The 16,474-nt window shown below is 71.8% G+C and carries 13 protein-coding genes; 7 read left to right on the forward strand and 6 right to left on the reverse strand.

Annotated elements, in window-relative coordinates; all coding sequences use genetic code 11:
• The first annotated feature begins 22 nt into the window (after nucleotides 1-22).
• Together K6U06_RS00705 and K6U06_RS00710 are read left to right on the forward strand one after the other, a co-directional pair.
• Entirely contained in the window at nucleotides 23-2,404 is a 2,382-nt protein-coding gene (locus tag K6U06_RS00705; RefSeq protein ID WP_262319961.1) for a phosphoketolase, read from the forward strand.
• 151 nt (nucleotides 2,405-2,555) lie between these two features.
• Nucleotides 2,556-3,032, forward strand: a complete 477-nt coding sequence (locus K6U06_RS00710; protein WP_262319962.1) for a pyridoxamine 5'-phosphate oxidase family protein — start codon at nucleotides 2,556-2,558, stop codon at nucleotides 3,030-3,032.
• Nucleotides 3,033-3,142: 110 nt separating this feature from the next.
• Here K6U06_RS00710 and cydD read toward each other — a convergent pair whose 3' ends face one another.
• From cydD to K6U06_RS00725, 3 genes are read right to left on the reverse strand one after another with little or no spacing between them, the layout of a single operon-like run.
• Nucleotides 3,143-6,676: a thiol reductant ABC exporter subunit CydD gene (cydD, locus tag K6U06_RS00715; protein ID WP_262319963.1), complete on the reverse strand. Its 3,534-nt coding sequence runs from the start codon at nucleotides 6,674-6,676 to the stop codon at nucleotides 3,143-3,145.
• Nucleotides 6,669-7,898 carry a cytochrome d ubiquinol oxidase subunit II gene (gene cydB / locus K6U06_RS00720; RefSeq protein WP_262319964.1) on the reverse strand — a complete coding sequence of 410 codons (1,230 nt, stop codon included), beginning with the start codon at nucleotides 7,896-7,898 and terminating at the stop codon, nucleotides 6,669-6,671. Before cydB ends, cydD begins: the two co-directional genes overlap by 8 nt.
• A 48-nt stretch (nucleotides 7,899-7,946) precedes the next feature.
• Nucleotides 7,947-9,371, reverse strand: coding sequence for a cytochrome ubiquinol oxidase subunit I (locus K6U06_RS00725; protein ID WP_262319965.1), 1,425 nt, complete (start codon nucleotides 9,369-9,371; stop codon nucleotides 7,947-7,949).
• Nucleotides 9,372-9,610: 239 nt separating this feature from the next.
• Between K6U06_RS00725 and K6U06_RS00730 the strand changes: the two genes are divergently transcribed.
• Nucleotides 9,611-10,063: a universal stress protein gene (locus K6U06_RS00730; protein ID WP_262319966.1), complete on the forward strand. Its 453-nt coding sequence runs from the start codon at nucleotides 9,611-9,613 to the stop codon at nucleotides 10,061-10,063.
• 35 nt (nucleotides 10,064-10,098) lie between these two features.
• Nucleotides 10,099-10,446 (forward strand): hypothetical protein, encoded by a 348-nt coding sequence (locus tag K6U06_RS00735; protein ID WP_262319967.1) that lies wholly within the window; start codon nucleotides 10,099-10,101, stop codon nucleotides 10,444-10,446.
• On the opposite strand, the gene K6U06_RS00740 is transcribed toward K6U06_RS00735, so the two are convergent.
• Nucleotides 10,443-10,823 (reverse strand): response regulator, encoded by a 381-nt coding sequence (locus K6U06_RS00740; RefSeq protein ID WP_262319968.1) that lies wholly within the window; start codon nucleotides 10,821-10,823, stop codon nucleotides 10,443-10,445. The genes K6U06_RS00735 and K6U06_RS00740 overlap by 4 nt on opposite strands.
• Before the next feature lie 145 nt (nucleotides 10,824-10,968).
• Between K6U06_RS00740 and K6U06_RS00745 the strand changes: the two genes are divergently transcribed.
• Nucleotides 10,969-12,876 (forward strand): PAS domain S-box protein, encoded by a 1,908-nt coding sequence (locus K6U06_RS00745; RefSeq protein ID WP_262319969.1) that lies wholly within the window; start codon nucleotides 10,969-10,971, stop codon nucleotides 12,874-12,876.
• A gap of 14 nt (nucleotides 12,877-12,890) precedes the next feature.
• Here K6U06_RS00745 and K6U06_RS00750 read toward each other — a convergent pair whose 3' ends face one another.
• The gene (locus K6U06_RS00750; RefSeq protein WP_262319970.1) at nucleotides 12,891-13,727 is read right to left on the reverse strand and encodes a fatty acid desaturase; all 837 of its coding nucleotides are present in this window, start codon (nucleotides 13,725-13,727) and stop codon (nucleotides 12,891-12,893) included.
• Nucleotides 13,728-13,852: 125 nt separating this feature from the next.
• Here K6U06_RS00750 and K6U06_RS00755 point away from each other — a divergent pair, with 125 nt between their 5' ends.
• Complete coding sequence (locus K6U06_RS00755; protein ID WP_262319971.1) at nucleotides 13,853-14,866, forward strand: histone deacetylase; 1,014 nt, start codon at nucleotides 13,853-13,855, stop codon at nucleotides 14,864-14,866.
• Entirely contained in the window at nucleotides 14,863-15,297 is a 435-nt protein-coding gene (locus K6U06_RS00760) for a universal stress protein (protein WP_262319972.1), read from the forward strand. Before K6U06_RS00755 ends, K6U06_RS00760 begins: the two co-directional genes overlap by 4 nt.
• A 142-nt stretch (nucleotides 15,298-15,439) precedes the next feature.
• On the opposite strand, the gene gap is transcribed toward K6U06_RS00760, so the two are convergent.
• A complete protein-coding gene (gene gap, locus K6U06_RS00765) occupies nucleotides 15,440-16,435 on the reverse strand; it encodes a type I glyceraldehyde-3-phosphate dehydrogenase (protein ID WP_262320486.1) in 996 nt (331 codons plus the stop codon).
• Nucleotides 16,436-16,474: the final 39 nt, after the last annotated feature.

Below are 16,474 nucleotides of genomic sequence, written 5' to 3' on the forward strand. Positions count from 1 at the left end.
GGGCGCCTGTGAGGGTGGCGCCATGGACACGCCCGCGCCCCCCGGAGGGCCCCTGTCCGACGACGAGTTGTGGCGGCTCGACGCGTACTGGCGCGCCGCCAACTACCTGTCTGTCGGCCAGATCTACCTGCTGGACAACCCGCTGCTCGCCGAGCCGCTGCGCGCTGAGCACGTCAAGCCCCGCCTGCTCGGCCACTGGGGCACCACGCCCGGGCTCAACTTGATCTACGCCCACCTCAACCGGGTCATCCAGTCCAAGGATCTCAACGTCATCTACGTGTGCGGCCCCGGGCACGGCGGACCGGGGATGGTCGCCAACTCCTACCTGGAGGGCTCCTACACGGAGCACTACTCCGACATCACCGTCGACCAGGCCGGCATGCGCCGCCTGTTCCGGCAGTTCTCGTTCCCCGGGGGCATCCCCAGCCACGCCGCGCCGGAGACGCCGGGCTCGATCCACGAGGGCGGCGAACTCGGCTACGCCCTGGCCCACGCTTTCGGCGCCGCGTTCGACAACCCCGACCTGATCGTCGCCGCGGTCGTCGGCGACGGGGAGGCCGAGACCGGGCCCCTCGCCGCCAGCTGGCACTGCAACAAGTTCCTCAACCCGGCCCAGGACGGCGCGGTGCTCCCGATCTTGCACCTGAACGGCTACAAGATCGCCAACCCCACGATCCTGGCCCGGATCCCAGAAGCGGAGCTGCTGCAGCTGTTCAGAGGCTACGGCTGGGACCCTCACCTCGTCGCCGGTGACGACCCGGCCGAGGTGCACCAGCTGATGGCCGCGACCCTCGACGCGGTCACCGACCGGATCCGCAACATCCAAGACGAGGCCCGGGAGAGCGGCGCGATGCCCCGCCCGGCGTGGCCGATGATCATCCTGCGCACCCCGAAGGGCTGGACCGGGCCGAAGACCGTCGACGGGCACCCCGCCGAAGGATCCTGGCGGTCGCACCAGGTGCCGCTGGCGGACATCCGCACCAACCCGAAGCACCTGCGCCAGCTGGAGGAGTGGATGCGGAGCTACCGCCCCGAGGAGCTCTTCGACGGCGACGGCCGGCTCCGCCCCGACGTCGCAGCCCTGGCCCCGAAAGGCGACCGGCGGATGGGCGCCAACCCGCACGCCAACGGCGGTCTGCTCCTCCACGACCTGCACCTGCCCGACTTCCGTGACTACGCGCTGGAGGTCCCCGAGCCCGGCACCACCATCGGTGAGGCCACCCGGGTCCTCGGTCGGTACCTCCGGGATGTCATGGAGGCCAACGCCACCGCGGCCAACTTCCGGGTGTTCGGGCCCGACGAGACCGCGTCGAACCGCCTCGACGCAGTGCTGGAGGCGACCGGCCGGACGTGGATGGGCGTCACCCGGCCCGGCGACGACGAGCAGCTGAGCCCGGAAGGGCGGGTGACAGAGGTGCTCTCCGAACACCTCTGCCAGGGGATGCTCGAGGGTTACCTGCTGACCGGCCGGCACGGCCTGTTCTCCTGCTACGAGGCGTTCATCCACATCGTCGACTCGATGTTCAACCAGCACGCCAAGTGGCTGAAGAGCTGCAACCGCATCCCGTGGCGTCAGGACGTCGCGTCCCTCAACTACCTGCTCACCTCGCACGTGTGGCGCCAGGATCACAACGGCTCGTCGCACCAAGATCCCGGTTTCATCGACCACGTCGTCAACAAGAAGTCCGACGTGATCCGCATCTATCTGCCGCCGGACGCCAACTGCCTGCTCTCCGTCGCCGATCACTGCCTGCGCAGCCGCAACTATGTCAACGTGGTCGTGGCCGGAAAGCAGCCGGGCCTGCAGTTCCTGACCATGGACGAGGCGGTGGTGCACTGCACCAAGGGGCTCGGGATGTGGGGCTGGGCCGGCACCGACGACGACAGCGATCCCGACGTGGTCCTCGGCTGCGCCGGTGACGTCCCGACCCTGGAGGTCCTCGGCGCCGCCGCGCTGCTGCGCGAGCACCTGCCGCATCTGAAGGTCCGGGTGGTCAACGTCGTGGACCTGATGACCCTCCAACCCCAGTCCGAGCACCCCCACGGGGTGCCCGACGCGGAGTTCGACGCGCTCTTCACCGTCGACAAGCCGGTGATCTTCGCGTACCACGGGTACCCGTGGCTGATCCACCGCCTGACCTATCGCCGCCACAACCACGCCAACCTGCACGTGCGGGGGTTCAAGGAGGAGGGCACGACCACCACCCCCTTCGACATGACGATGATGAACGACATCGACCGATACCACCTGGTCATCGATGTCATCGACCGGGTGCCGGGCCTCGGCCACCGGGCCGCCGCTGTCCGCCAGGAAATGCAGGACCGGCTGATCAGGACCTGGAACTACACCCTTGAGCACGGCGAGGACCCCCCGGAGATCCGCGACTGGGTGTGGCCTGGCTGAGCCTGAGCGGCGCCCCGGAGGACCCCGCCCAGCGGCGGGGTCCTCCGGCCCTAACGGCGGGGTACTCCGGCCGTGGGGACGGCCGGGGGAGGGGAGGTAGACACGGCACGAGAACCGCCGGCAGGTACCTCAGGCGGTGAGGGAGATGATCATGAGCAGCGATGGCAGCCACGTCACGTCCGACACCGACGAGCGGCTCGAGACCCTCTCCTACGAGGAATGCTTGCGCCTGCTCGCCACCAAGGATGTCGGGCATCTCGCGGTCATGATCGGCTACTACCCGCAGGTCTTCACGGTCAACTACCGCCTCGACGACTTCGTCGTGGTCTTCCGGACCCACGCCGGCACGAAGCTGTCGGCGGCCCACCACCACAACGTCGGCTTCCACGTCGACCACGTCGACCCGGTCACCCGCACAGGTTGGAGCGTCCTCGTGCAGGGCATGGCGGAGAGCGTGAGTAGCAGGGAGGGCGACGCCGCGACCGAGCGGGCCCACGCCCTCGGCGTCGAACCGTGGGCCGGCGGTGACCGCGACGAGTTGGTGCGCATCATCCCGGCGCACGTCACCGGCCGCCGCCTGGAGCGGGCCCAGGTCGTGTGGCCCGACTCCGACATCGGCTACCTGTAGCGGCCGCGGTCAGTCGCCAGCGGTCAGCGGAGCGCTGCCGCCGGGGTCGGGGTCAGCGGAGCGCTGCCGCCGGGGTCGGGGTCAGCGGAGTGCTGCCGCCGGGGTCGGGGTCAGCGGAGTGCTGCCGCCGGGGTGGGGGCGGGACGGCGCCGGTCGGGGTGCAGGCCCAACCGGTCGAGGTGGAGCCGCTGGTCGAAATCGCCGAGCAGCTCCGCGTGATGGGTCGAAAGCAGCAGCGTGCGCCCCTGCGTGGCCGCCACCACATCGGCCATCACCAGCGCTTCGGCCGCCGCGTCGAGGTGAGCGGTGGGCTCGTCGAGGACCAGGACCTGAGGGTCGGCGAGCAGAGCTCGGGCCACCAGGAGCCGCTGGCGCTGCCCGCCCGAGAGGTTGCAGCCGTCGGCGCCGGCCTGGGTGGACCACGACTCGGGTAGCGCCCGGATCCAACCGCCGAGCCCGACCCGCTCGGCTACCGCGTCTAGGTCCCCGTCGGTAGCCGCGGGGGCCACCAGGCGGAGGTTGTCGCGAAGGGTCGTGGCGAAGACGTGGTCGCCTTGAAGGGAGCCGGCGACGAGCGGCGGCACGTCGCTCGCCCGCAGGTCGGCGAGTGCCACCTCCCGGCCGTCGCCGCTGATGGTGAGTTCGCCTTCGGTGAGGGGCAGCAGCCGCAGGACCGCGGTGAGGGCGCTGCTCTTGCCCGACCCGCTCGGTCCGAGCAGCGCGACGCGCTGACCGGTGCGGATCTGCATGGACGCGCCGGCCAGGACCGGCGGGGCGCCGGGGGCGGGGGCGAGGGTGGCGTCGCGTAGGGCCAGCCCGCTCACAACTGCCGGCGGGGTCGCCCCGACGGCGGGGTCGGGGACCGGGACGTCCGCGGAGATCACCTCGTTGACCCGGCCCAGCGCAGCCCGGCACCGTCCCAGCGCCGCGAAGGCAGCCGGGAGGGTGCTGACGCTGTCGAACGCGACCAGCGCGGAGGCGCCGAGCACCCCGAGCAGCATCGGCGTCGCCCCGGCCGCGCCGGCGGCCACGAGGGCGGGGACCGTCACCGCGGCCAGCATGCCGGCCGCCGCGGCCCCGATCGCGCCGGCCCGGCCGGCGGGGCGGGTGGCGGCGCGTGCCAGGTCCTCGGAGTGGCGGATCTGGGCCAGGCGCCGGCGGGTCCCGTCGTAGACGGTCAGCTCCTCCAGCCCGTCGAGCAGCCCGTTCACCAGCGCCTCCCTCCGGCCGCCGGCGACCGCGGCGGGTTCGGCCGCGGCGCCGGCCCGGCGGGTGGCGCCGGGCACGACGACCGCCGCGAGCCCGACCCCGGCGGCCAGGATGAAACCGGACAGCGGATCGATGAGCGCGGCCAGGGCGATAGCGGCCAGCGCGCTGGCCGCGGCCCCGGCGAGGGGGACGACGGCCCGGATGAGCGCCTCTTGGGCTGCGTCGACGTCGCTGGTGAACCGTCGGAGCAGGTCGCCGCGCCGGTACCGGCCCAACCCCGAAGGGGCTAGCGGCTCCAACGCCGCGAACACTTGGGCCCTGACCCGGGCCAGGAGGCGCAGAGCCCCGTCGTGGGCGGTGAGCCGCTCGCCGTAGCGGAGCACCGCTTTCGACAGGGCGAAGGTGCGCACCCCGACCACCGCGACGGCGAGCGCCTGCACGTTGGGGTGCTGTGCGGCCCGGCAGATCAACCACACCGACGTCGCGGTCAGGGCCAGGCCGCTGATGCCGGCCAGGGCACCGAGCGCGCAGGCGATGACCAGGGCCCGCAGGGCGCCGGGCGCTTCCCTAGTCGCCGCCCACAGGCGCAGCGCCTGCGCCGGCCGGCGGGTGTCGTGGCGATGGAAGCTGGTGTGCACCATGGCCTCCGCGGCGGGCGCCGGCCGCCGGACGCGACAGGTCGCCGGGGCCTGCGGGCGCTCGTCGAGCTCGGCCCGGCCGCCGCCGACGTGCACGACGCGGGTCGCGGCGGCGAGAAGCAGCGGGTCGTGGGTGGCGACGATCACCGAGGCGATCCGGGCCATCCCGTCGACGATGGCGTGGACGACGTCGCGGGTGACGGGATCGAGGTCCTCGCTCGGCTCGTCGAGCAAGACCAGCGGCAGGGCGCCGGAGCGGGCAACCCGCCGGCACCGGGCCAGGGCCCGGGCTAGCACGACCCGCCGGCGCTGGCCGGCGGAGATGGCGGTGCCGTCCTCGCCGAGCACGGTGGCCGGGCCGGGAGCGGCGCACTCGGCCAGGATGTCCGCCAGGTCGGTGGCGGTCAGGTCGGGGTCGCCGAGACGGACCTCGTCGGCGACGGTGTCTTGAGTGGGGCGGGGCCGCTGCGGCACCCACGCCAGGCTGGCGTACCAAGACGGCGTCGGGCGAAGCGGGCCGCCGGCGGTGCTGATCGTGCCGGCGCTCGGCGCGATCTGGCCGAGCAGCAGCGCCAGGAGCGTCGACTTGCCGGCGCCGCTCGGTCCCGACAACACGGTCAGTCCCGGGGCACCGAGCTGGAGGTCGATGTGGTCGAGGACGGGCACCACCCGACCGGGATAGGAGTAGCTCACCCGCTCGAAGCGGACGGCGCCGCCCGGCACCTCCAGTGCCTGGCCGCCGGCGGACGCCTCCGGGTGCCTCGCGGGCCGCGGGTCGGGGGTCGGACGGTCAGCGGGAACGCCTCGTTGGGCGTCCTCGATGATCGTGAGCGCAGAGGAGATCACCACCCGGGCGTCCTCGGTGGCGTGGTGCTGGGCGCCGACGGCCCGCAGGGGGGAGAACACCTCGGGGGCGAGCAGCAGCACGACCAGCGCCGACTGCAGCGACAGGCTGCCGTGGTCCAGGCGCAACCCCACCGCTACTGCGACCAGCGCCACCGACAGCGTGGCCAGCAGGTCCAGCACCAAGCCGGAGAGGAAGGCCACCCTCAGCGTGGACAGGGTCTCGCGCCGGTAGCGGTCGGCCCCGTCCTCCACCGCCCGGATCTGCGCCCGGGACCGGCCGTAGACCTTGAGGGTGGTCAGGCCCTCCACCAGGTCCAGGAACTGCCCTGAGAGCTTCGCCAGCGTCCGCCACTGGCGGTCCATGTGGCGTTTGGTGGTCATGCCGATCAAGGCCAGGAACACCGGGACCAGCGGGAGGGTCACGCAGAGGATGAGCAGCGACGGCCAGTCGTAGGCGCCGATGGCCGCCAGCGCGACCGGCGGCACGACACCCGCTGCGATCAGCGCCGGGAGGGCCCTGGTGGCGTACCCGTCCAGACCCTCGATCCCGGTGCCGGCGATGCTCACGACCCGCCCCCGGTCGGTGCCGCCCAGCCACCGGGCGCCGAGGCGGACCACGCCGTCGAGCAGCTTGGCCCGGAGCGCGGCGCGCAGCTTCGCCGACAGGTGCTGGGCGACCAGCTCGGTGGCGCCCGCCGAGAGGGCCTTGACGCCCATGGCCGCGGCCAGGCCGGCCAGCCAGGCGGCTTCCTGGCCGACGAGGTGGTGGTGGATGAAAACCCCGGTCACGATCTGGGCCAGGCAGATCGCCTGGGCGACGATGGCGGCCGCGCCGAGCGCCGCAGCGGCGGCCAGTCCGGCCAGCGACGCCCGCAGCGAGGGGACAGCCCGAAGCAGGCGAGGATCGATCGGGGCTCGGTTGGAGGCCGCGCTCCCTCCCGGTTCAGTCACCTTGGCTGGCGGTGTCGGGGTCGGGGGCTGGCTGGCCGCTGGCGCCTTCCGGGCTGCCGGCATCTTCCGGGCTGCCGGCGCCTTCCGGGCTGCCGGCATCTTCTGGCTGGCCGACATCTTCTGGCTGGTGGGAACCTTGCCGCCCGGCCGCGCCTTGCGGGCTGCCGGCGCCGGTCGGGCGGTAAGCGGCCGCCGCGCTGACCGTCGGGCGCAGCTTCGAGGGCAGAGCCACCGTGGCGTCGGTGACCCGGGCCCGGAACACCCAGTACGTCCACGCCTGGTAGGCCAGCACCACCGGAGTGAAGATCAGCGCCACCACGGTCATGACCACCAGCGTGTAGTGGCTGGAGCTGGCGTTGTGCACGGTGAGCGACCACGCCGAGTTGTTGCGGGCCGGGATCACGTCGGGCCACAAAGACGCAAAGACGAAGACGGGCAGACCGAGCGCGGCCACCGCGCTGGCCGCGAACGCCCATCCCTCCATCCGCCGCTGGTTGGCGACCACCGACGCCAGCACCGCTACCGCCAGAACGAGGGCGACCGCGACGCTGACCGCGGTCGAGCGGGTCGAGGAGCTCCAGGCCAGGAACACCACCGCCACCGCGACCAGAGGAGCGGCGAGCCTGGTGGCCAGCTTGTGCCCACGGTCCCGGACCGGGCCCTCGGTGCGAAGCGCCAGGAACACCGCTCCGTGGTAGGCGAAGAAGAGCAGCGTGACGACCCCGCCGAGGAGCCCGAAGGGTGTCACCAGGTCCCAGAAGCTCCCGTTGACGACGTGCCCGGCGGTCATGTGCAGCCCCCGGATCAAGTCGGCGAAGGCAACGCCGAACAGCAGCGCCGGAAGGACGCTGCCGACGATCACGCCCCGGTCGCACCACGCCCGGCCGGCCGCGGTGTGGACCTTGCCCCGGTACTCGATGCCGATGCCGCGCACGATCAGACCGGCCAGCACGACGGCGAAGGGGATGTACAGCCCGGAGAACATGCTGGCGTACCACTCGGGGAACGCCGCGAACGTCGCCCCGCCGGCGGTCAGCAACCACACCTCGTTGCCGTCCCACACCGGGCCGATCGCCCGCAGAGCGACCCGCCGCTCGCCGTCGGTGCGACCGACGATCGGGAGCAGCATCCCGACGCCGAAGTCGAAGCCATCGAGAAGGAAGAAGCCCGCCCACAACACGGCGAGCACACCGAACCAGAATCCAGGAAGCACAGCAGTCACGCTTTCTCTGCGAAGGTCGTCAAGGGGGGTTCGCTCGACACGGGCGGTTCAGTCGGCCAGTGACAAGACGCCGTCGGATGACAGGGGGGCGCCGGGCGGCAGGAGGGTCTCCACGTCGGTGTCAGGCCCCTGTCGGGCGGCCTTGGCGAAGAGCCGGGCGGCGATGACACCGAGCACCCCGTAGAGGACCACGAACCCGACCAGGCTGAAAGCGACGACGGTGTTGGACACGTTGGGGCTGACGCCATCCGCGGTCTTAAGCACCCCGAAGACCAGCCACGGCTGGCGGGCGGTCTCGGTGAAGAGCCACCCGGCGGTGTTGGCCAGCAGCGGCAGGCTGATCGCCCACACCGCGGCCCGCAGGAGGCGGGGGCTCGCCAGCAGCCGGCCGCGGCGCCATTGCACGGCGAGGCCCGCGGCGACCAGCCCGGCCAGGGCCCCGAACCCGATCATCAAGCGGAAGCACCAGTACGCCAGCCCGACCACGGGCACGTAGTTGCCGTTGCCGTACTTGGCCTGCTCCTCGGCCTGGATCTGGTTGATGCCCTGCACCGTCCCGCTCGGGCGGTTGGTGGCCAGGATCGACAGCCCGTCAGGAACGGTCAGGTCGATCTTGTTGCGACCCTTCGACACGTCGCCGTAGGCGAACAGCGAGAACGGCGCGCTCGACTTGGTGTTCCAAAGGGCCTCGGCGGCGGCCATCTTCATCGGCTGCTGCTTGGTCATGATCTGCCCTTGCACGTGGCCGGCGAGCGACACGCCGACGGCGGCGACGATCGCGATCGGCACGGCCAGATGCAAAACCCTGGTGTGCACGACGTCCGCGGCGGTGCCGTCGCGGCGCAGGTGCCACGCGGACACGCCGATGAGCAGCACCGCACCGGTGAGGATCGCGGCCAGCAGCGTGTGGGGGAAGGTGACGAGTTGCGTCGAGTTCGTCAGCACCTTCCAGATGCTGGTGAGCTCCGCCCGGTGCGTCACCGGGTTGATCCGGTAACCGACGGGATGCTGCATGAACGAGTTGGCGGCCAGGATGAAGTAGGCGCTGATGGCGGATCCGATCGCCGCGCACCAGATGGCCAGCAGGTGAAGCTTCGGTCCGAGCAGGTCCCGCCCGAAAATCCAAAGCCCGAGGAACGTCGACTCCAAGAAGAACGCGATCAGCGCCTCCATGGCCAGCGGGGCCCCGAAGATGTCACCGACGAAGCGGGAGTACGCCGACCAGTTCATCCCGAACTGGAACTCCTGCACGATGCCGGTCACCACGCCGATGGCGAAAGAGATGAGCAGCAGCTTGCCCCAGAAGCGGGCCGCCCGGTCCCATTCGTGCCCGCTGGCAGTGCCCCGCCTCCGGTAGGCCAGGGTCTGCATGGTGGCGACCAGCAACCCGAGACCGATCGAGACCGGGACGATGATGAAGTGATAGATGGTGGTCGAGGCGAACTGCCACCTCGCCAGGGAGTCGGGGCTCATCGGCGGTGGCCCTCCTGCGTGGAACCGACGGTTTGGGGGGATGGCGGTCTCTCGGTCCAAATTCGCACGGGTCGATCCTCCCTGCTCGTCCCCTTTCCGATCCGGAGGCATCCGTCCCGACTGTCCGGGGTCGAACGGCCCTACTGCCCCGCCCCTTCCCCGGTCAGACTCCACAGCTATCTGCGGCTGTGTCCGCAACGCCACCGACGAGTGACGCGGGGCACTGGAAGGAGCATCACATGGCAGAGGAGGGTCCCTTCATCACCGTCGGAGTCGACGGATCGGCGGCGTCGGACGAGGCTCTGCGCTGGGCGGTCCGCCAGGCGGAGCTGACCGGAGCGCGGGTCAAGGCGGTCGTGGCCTGGCAGGTGCCCGCCTCGGTCTACGGGCCGGTGCCGGTCCTGGGCGGCTACGACTACCCGGGCAACGCCAAGCGGGTGCTCGACGCCGCGCTCGATCGGGTGGTCGGGGAGACGGCTAGGGTCGAGGTCGTGCCGGTCGTTGTCGAGGGCCCGCCAGGCAAGGAGCTGCTCCTGGCCGCCGAGGGCGGCGACTTGCTTGTGGTCGGCAGCCGGGGCCACGGAGCGTTCGCGGGGATGCTGCTCGGATCCGTCAGCGAGCAGTGCGTGAGCCACGCCCACTGCCCGGTCGTCGTCGTCCACCACAGCCAACCCGGTCGGCGCGCGGGGTGATACTGCCACCGGTCGACCCCCAACTGGTATGCCTGGTGGGTCGGTCAGGTTGGGATTCGCTGCAGCGCTTCTGGGGCGGCCACTACCGGGCCATCCCCCCGACGATCCTGGACGTGACAGAGATGCGCGACCTGGGGCGGGCCAACTCCCGGTCGTTGGCGGCCGCAGTGGCGTTGGTCGAGCGCCGCCCGGTGAAGGTGGTGGTCGTGGCCGTGCGCCCCGCGGCCGTGGAAGCCCTGCTCGCCTCCGCCGGCGGCCCGGGAGTTCCGGTGGTCAGGTCGGTCGCCAAGGCGAGGGAACTGCTGTCGAGTCCGTCGGCGAGTGCCGTCCCGGTCAGCATGGTTGCCGGCGTCGGGGCGCTGGCGGGGGTCGGAGCGCCCTAGGCCCCGATGGCCTGGAGCAGCTCGAGGCCACGGATGCTCTTCGGGATGACCGCCTCCGCTCCGGCCGCTCGCGCCTCGCGCTCGTCGTCGACGGTCACGACGCCGGTGTGCAACAGCAGCCTCACGCCGGGCGCGGCCGCGGTCAACGCCCGACACAGGTCGATGCCCCGACCGTCGGGCAGTTGGTTGTCGATGACCGCCACCGTCGGGAGATGGTGACACACCGCCTTGCTGCCCTCCGCCACCGACCCGACCGCCGCCAGCACCTCCACTCCTGCGGACGCCAACAGGGCGACGATCTGCTCGCGCAGCTGCACGTGGTCCTCGACCACGCAGGCGGTCACGGGCGGCGTCTGCCGGGCGGACGAAACGGTCACGCCTCCATTTTCGCCGGGCCCCTGGCGGCGCGCGTAGGGGCAAACGTCCCCTCCTGCAAGACCTGAGCACCCGCGTCGGGCATGATGTGTTGTGTCAGGCATTCTCCGTGATGTTTCCGAACGGGGACCGGGTCGCATGTCCAGGTTGAGCCCAAACGAGACCGACGTCACAGCCACGCCGGAGGATGTCGTCGCGTGGGAGCTGATCGAGGCGGCTCCGGACGGGATCGTGGTGGTCGACGCCGACGGCTTGATGGCGTACGTCAACCGGCAGATGGAGGGTCTCACCGGCTGCGCTCGCGCCGACCTCCTGGGGCGCCCTGTGGACCTCCTCGTCCCCGACGCGCACCGTTCCCGCCACCGGTCCCTGGAGCAGCAGTACCGGGCGACGCCCCGGGTGCGGATGATGGGCAGCGGCGCGATGCTCGAGCTGCGCCGGGCCGACGGCTCGACGTTGCCGGTGGAGATCAGCCTGGCACCGGTGCGCATCGGCGGGTCGACCATGACCGCGGCGAGCGTCAGGGACGTCAGCCAGCTGCGCCAAGCCGACCGGGCCCGTCGCCGGCTGCTGCACGTCCTGGACCTCGACCCGGACGCGGTGTTCGTACTCGACGCGGGCACCCTGCGCATCGAGTACGCCAACTCCAGCGCGTCCGCGCTCTACGGGTACGTCGGCGACGAGCTGGCGTCGCTCACCCTGTTCGACCTGGTGCCCGGCCTCAGCGAGGGCGACCGGCGCCGGTGGGTGGCGGCCCGCTTCGACGACGGACCCGAACACCACGGCACCGCGGTCGTGGTCGGGCGGGCCAAAGACGGAGCGGAGATCCCCTGCGACGAGAAGAGCCAGCTGGTCGTGGACCCCAACGACGGGTCGGCTCGGATGATCGTCGTGCACCGCGACGCGCGCGACCGCCTGGCGGCCGAGCTGCTTCGCGATCGCAACGACCGGCTCAACAAGCTGGTCACCGAGGTGACCACGGCCGTGCTGTCTGACGCCCCGCCCGCGGACGTGTACCGCCGCGTCGTCGAACACACCGCCGAACTGCTCGGCGCCGACAACGCCAGCCTCCTCCTGCACGACCCGACAACCGGCGAGTTCGTCGCAGCCGGGGCTCACGGCCCGGCCGCGACGGGCTACGTCACCGGCGAGCGGCAGTTGGACCAGGCCCGGTTGCGCGGGTGGAAGGCCCAGGACCGTGCGTTCGCGGTGCCCAAGGCGGTAGACCCCCTCCCCGCTGCCGGCGAAGCCAGCCCAGGGGTCGGCCCAGGGGTCGGCCCAGGGGTCGTGGCCCCCTTCCCCGGTCCGCAACCGGTCAGGGGGCTGCTCACCGCCTTCCGGTCGCCGGGCGGCGAACCCTTCGGCCCGAGCGACGTCGAACTGCTGGAGCGGCTCGCCAACCAGGCGGCGACCGTGGTCGAGCTTGGCCACGCCCGGGCCGCCGGCCACCGGGTCGCGCTCCTCGAGGACCGCCAGCGCATCGCCCGGGACCTCCACGACACCATCATCCAAGACGTCCTCGGTGTCGGCATGCAGCTCAACCGGGAGTCGGTCGGCGCCGAGCCTGCCGCCAAGGCCAGGATCGACGAGCTGGTCGACCGCCTCGATGCGGTCGTGCGCCACCTGCGCACCGTCGTGTTCGAGGCCCGCCAGCAACCGGTGGCCGGCAGCGTCACCGACACCGTGCTGGCGACGCTGGCCGAGGCGGCCAGAGCCCTCGGGTATGTCCCGCAGCTGTCGGTCGAAGGGCACCTCGACGGTCTCGACGTCGAGGTGGTCGCCCACCTGGTGCCGGCGCTGCGCGAAGGGCTGTCCAACGTGGCCCGCCACGCCGCGGCCTCCTCGACGGTGGTCGCCATAGCGGTCGACGACGAAGAGGTGACCGTGGTGCTAGAAGACGACGGCCGGGGAATGGGACCCGGTACCCCCGCCGGCACAGGAGTGCACAACCTGCAGCAGCGGGCCGCGCTGCTGGCCGGGCGGTGCAGCTTCGAGCCCCGGCCCGGCGGCGGTACCCGGATGACGTGGACGGCGAGGACCTCCGTCACCCGCTAGAACGGCGAAGCCGCTCAGGAGACGGTGACCAGGACCTGGCTGCGCTCGGCGGCGACGCTGGTCAAGCGCAGGGCCCGCAACACCTGGATGACCCGCCAGCCCAGGTCCCATCGCCGGCTGATCTGGGCCAGCTGCGGGTGCAGGTGGTGGGTGAGATGCTCCCCCTCACCGAAGATCAGAAACGACAGCCGCCCGACGTTCAAGGCGAACCCGGCGCCGGGCGTCGACTCCTTGCCCTTGTGGCAGTCCGAGTTGATCGCACCACCAAACCGGAGGACCAGGCCGATGTGCACGGCGAGAGCGACGACGCCGCCGAGCAGGCAGAGGGCCTCGAAGCCAGCGCTGCGATGCCGCCCGAGGATCAGAGGTACCAGCACCGCCAGCCCCACCGCGTACACGACGCCGGCGGTCACCGCGCCGAGCACCGGACGGTTGAACAGTGTCATGTCCAACCGGTCGAGCGGCCGGTCGGTGGGCAGCTCGTAGGTGCCGTCCACCACGTCAGGTAGTCGGGCCTCGGCGTGGAAGATCCCGGCCATGTGCCACGCCACCCGGCGGAAGCCGTTGATGCCCTCCCGCTGGCTGATCACGATCGGCGAATGAGGATCGTGGCGCACGTCGTCGATCCACGTGTCGACGTAGAGATGGTGCTTGCGGTGCACCCGTCGCCACTCCCAATGCCGCATGAACGTCGTACTCCAGGTCATCCACCGCCCGAAGGAGTAGACCGGCCCCGGCAGGGTGATGGCGCCGTGGGTGAGTCCCCGGTGGAGGAAGACGGTGATGGTGATGCCGGCCAGCCCCGCCCCGACGAACCCGACGAGGACGACCGAAACGATGAGGAGGAGCACCCGCCCATTGTCGCCTGTCCGGCGGCGCGGCCCGAAGGGCCGAAGGTCCCGATATGCCCACCGCGACGTTCGAAACGGGACCTTCGCCCCTGGCGTCACCCGCCGAAGCCTGGAAGCCTCATCGCATGCTGCTGATCGGCGCGCACCCCGAGCTCGATCGCCATGACACCGGCCCTGAGCACCCGGAGAGCCGCGAACGCCTCGACGGGGCGGTCGCCGCGCTGGACCGCCCAGCGGTGGCCGAGGCCAGCGTCTGCCTCACCCCTCGGAGAGCCACCAACCAAGAGCTGAGCCGCGCCCACGACGAGCGCTACCTCGACTCCGTCGCCGACTTTTGCGCCGCCGGAGGCGGGCCCCTCGATCCCGACACCGTCTTGAGCAGCGGGTCCTGGACCACCGCGTGCTACACCGCCGGCTCCGGGCTGGCGGCCGTCGACGCCCTGGCCGCCGGGCAGGGCGACGCCGCGTTTGTGCTCGGCCGCCCGCCGGGCCACCACGCCACCCGCGACAGCGGGATGGGCTTCTGCCTGGTCAACAACGTGGCGGTCGCCGCGGCCGCGCTCGCGGAGAGAGGCGAACGAGTAGCGATCGTCGACTGGGACGTCCACCACGGCAACGGCACCCAGGACATCTTCTGGGAGCACCCGTCGGTGCTCTACATCTCCATCCACCAGTGGCCCCTCTACCCCGGCAGCGGGCGCTTCGAGGAACGAGGCCACGGCCCGGGCGCCGGCACCACCCTCAACCTCCCGCTGCCGCCCCGCTCGTGCGCCCCGGCCTACCTCGGCCTCTTCGACGAGGTCGTCGCCCCCGAGGTCGAGCGCTTCGCCCCGGACTGGCTGCTCGTCTCCGCCGGCTTCGACGCGCACCGAGACGACCTGCTCGGCAACATGGGGCTCACCGCCGCGGACTTCGCCGACCTGACCGGGCGGGTCATGGACATGGCGCCCGCCCGCCGCCTCGTGCTGTTCCTCGAAGGCGGCTACAACCCCCACGCGGTGCAGCTGTCTGTCGGCGCGTGCGCAGCCCGCCTGGTAGGCGAGGACTACCGCCCGGAGCCGGCGTCGTCGGGAGGCGCAGGAACCGACCGCATCGAGCGGTACCGCAGCGGCCTGACCAAGGAGGCACCGGCATCATGACCCTGAAGATGGAGAGGATCCTCGTCGCCGTCGACGGTTCCGCGAACGGCCAGCGAGCCTTGGACTGGGGCATCTTGCTGGCCCGCCAGTTCGGCGCCGAGGTCGTCGCGGTCCACGCGGTCGGGTTGCTGACCCACCTCGGCGGCGGTGCCCCCATGCCGAGCCAGGGCCATCGCGACGAGATCCGCAAGGCGTTCGAGACCGAATGGTGCCAGTCGCTGGCCGAGGCCGGCGTCCCCCACCGGACGGTTCTGGCCGACGGGGCGCCGGTGCCGGTGATACTCGGCACTGCGGAGAACGAGGAGGTCGATGTCATCGTCATCGGCAGCCGCGGCGTCGGAGGCTTCCCTGAGCTGCTCCTCGGCAGCACCAGCCACCAGGTGGCGGAACACACCCATCGCCCGGTGCTGATCGTGCCCCCGACGAGCTGAGGACCGCCGCGGCGGCCGCCGGCGGGCCGGCCGCCGCTGGCTTTCCCCGCTCGACGTCCAGTTGTCCACGGCCCTCAGTGGTCAAGTGGACCTCGAAGCGCCGCCCGCCCCGCCGGGCCCCCGGCCTGCCGGGGCCGAGCGGTCAGTCCCGCCCCGCGAGCGCCGCGACCTGCCCGAGGCGGTTGGCGTAGCCCCACTCGTTGTCATACCAGCCGAACACCTTGACCAACCGGTCCGACGCCATGGTCAGCTCGGAGTCGAACACGCACGACGCGTCGGCGCCGACGATGTCGGAGGACACCAGCGGCTCGTCGCTGTACTCGATGATGCCCGCCAGCGGTCCGGCCGCGGCGGCCGCGAAGGCCTGGTTGATCTCCTCGACGGTCACCGGCCTCGACACCAACGCGACCAGGTCGGTGAGCGACCCGTCGGCCACCGGCACCCGCACCGCCTTGCCGTCCAGGCGTCCCTTCATGGCAGGGAGGACCAGCCCCGTGGCGCGCGCCGCTCCGGTCGAGGTGGGCACGATGTTGAGCGCGGCGGCCCGGGCCCGGCGGGGGTCCTTGTGCGGCCCGTCGACCAGGTTTTGGTCGCCGGTGTAGGCGTGGATGGTGGTGATCAGGCCCTGCTCGACCCCGAAGGACTCCGAGAGCACCTTCATCATCGGGGCCAGGCAGTTGGTGGTGCACGATGCGTTGGAGATCACCTGGTGCCGGCCGGGGTCCAGCTGGTCGTCGTTGACGCCGAGGACGACGGTCAAGTCGGCGTCGCTGCAGGGGGCTGACACCACGACCCGCTTCACGCCGGGGCGCAGGTGGGCGGCCGCGGCGTCGCGGGTGTGGAAGTGGCCGGTGGACTCGACCACCACGTCCACGCCGTCCCAGTCGATGGCCGCGGGGTCCTTCTCGCTGCTCCATCGCACCGCCGCCTTGTCCACCTCGAAGCCGCCGTCGGTCACCACGACCTGGCGGTCGAGGCGGCCGTAGACGGTGTCGCGGCGGAGCAGGCCGACCATCGTCGGCAGCGAGCCCAGCTCGTTGACCGCGACCACGTCGATCCCCAGATCCCGTTGCAGGGAGGCGCGCAGCAGCGCCCGTCCCATTCGGCCGAAACCGTTGATGCCAACCCGTACCGTCATGGTCACGCGCTCACTTTCCAGAGGAACCCTCTGATCGAC

It is taken from the genome of Acidiferrimicrobium sp. IK (assembly GCF_025499425.1).
Lineage (GTDB): Bacteria > Actinomycetota > Acidimicrobiia > Acidimicrobiales > Palsa-688 > Acidiferrimicrobium.